Below are 1,661 nucleotides of genomic sequence, written 5' to 3' on the forward strand. Positions count from 1 at the left end.
CTTCTGGGGGTTCTGGGGGTTCTGGGGGTTGTGGGAGTTCTTTGAACTTTTCCGAGCTTTCTAAGCCTTCGTCGGCTACGCGGGGATCTGATTCTGTTCCGTCTCTCGGCACCCGCTCTGGTTCTGAGCAGCGGCAGCCGGATGATCACGGGCACGGCGGTCCTCGGACGCCCGGCCACGGGCCGGATGGCTGGGCGCTGCCGAACCCGCGCGTGCTGCCGGCTGGTCCGTTCGGGGTACTGCTTGAGTTCACGTCGCTGGAAGAAGTCCAACACTGCTTCGCATGGGTCGAGCAGTGGCGCGTAACGCGACCCGACGTCCTGGTCGATGTGGTGCCCGCCGAGCGCACGCTGATGGCCATCGCGACTTTCGACGATGCGGGCCAGCGTGGGCTGCGGGAGTTCGTGGCGGCGCTGCGGGATGTGGATTGGGCCGCTGCGGGCGTCGACGGCACTGATCCACCGGGCGCCAATCCTGAGCACGTCGAGCTGCCGGTGACATACGACGGGCCAGACATCGATGAGGTCGCCCGCCTGACCGGCCTTGCCCCCGACGAGGTCATCGCGCTCCATACGGGCACTGAATTCACGGTCGCGTTCACAGGCTTCGCGCCGGGCTTCGCATACCTGACGGGCCTACCAGAGACACTGCGCGTGCCACGCCGCGACGCGCCGCGCACCCGTGTCCCGGCAGGCGCGGTGGCCCTGGGCGGACCGTACGCCGGTGTGTATCCGCGCGAATCGCCGGGCGGCTGGCAGCTGATCGGGCGTCTCGCATCATGGGCACCGGCGTTGTGGGACGAGACGCGATCGTCGCCCGCACTGCTACGGCCCGGCATGCGGGTCCGATTCCGCGACGCTTCGGCCCAGAGCGCCCCCGACGCCACCGCCTCCACGCAGCATTCCATGCCGCACTCCCTGGCGCCTGACAGGGCCAGCGCAACGCAACCGGGCCTGCGCGTAGTCCGCGCCGGACCACTGACCACGGTCCAGGACCTGGGCCGCCCCGGCTTCGCCCACCTCGGCGTGCCACGTTCGGGAGCAGTAGATCGCGCATCACTGAAACTCGCCAACCGCCTAGTGGGCAACGCGCAGGACGCCGCAGCCCTCGAACTCACCCTCGGCGGCGCCGCAGTCCAGCTCGAGGTGGGGCGTTGGGTCGCGGTTGCGGGCGCTCGGTGCGAAGTCACGGTCTTCAGGCCCGATTTCGAGTCGGGCGACGCCGGCAACGACCGCACCGCACATGAGGACGCTGACTCAGCGGCTGGCAGCAGCCGCGGTGACGCTTTTCAGCCACACCACGTAGCCTCCGCGACTGGCAGCCCGCGACACGGTGTGTCGTCGCGCGTCAGCACGGATCCGGCCTCCGGCATCGGGCCAGATGACACCTCGGAGGCTGGAGGATTGGCCGCATCGCCCGCCGAAAGCTTTAGCGCGACCGATGCTGGCGGCAGGGCTGAGGGCGCGTCGCAGCACCATGACAGTGCCGGTCGAGCGGCTGGCATTGGGCAGGCTGGTGCCGTGGCGGGCGGCGGCGCTGGATTGCGAGCTGGTTCGGGGGCGGGTGATGCGTCGCGGGGGCGTGGCGGTGTGGGTTCGGCGGGTGTCGGTGGGCGTGGTGGCGTCGAAACGGGAGCTGGTGGTGGGCAGGGTGGGGCGCCG

Annotated in this window: 1 protein-coding gene; it reads left to right on the top strand. The window is 70.0% G+C overall.

Annotated features, from left to right (window positions below; translation table 11 throughout):
* Positions 1-212: 212 nt before the first annotated feature.
* Positions 213-1,661, top strand: a 1,449-nt coding sequence (locus IZR01_RS49095; RefSeq protein ID WP_194927879.1) for a 5-oxoprolinase subunit B/C family protein, incomplete at its 3' end; no start/stop codon positions are given.

This window comes from Catenulispora pinisilvae, from assembly GCF_015356865.1.
In the GTDB taxonomy this organism is placed as follows: domain Bacteria; phylum Actinomycetota; class Actinomycetes; order Streptomycetales; family Catenulisporaceae; genus Catenulispora; species Catenulispora pinisilvae.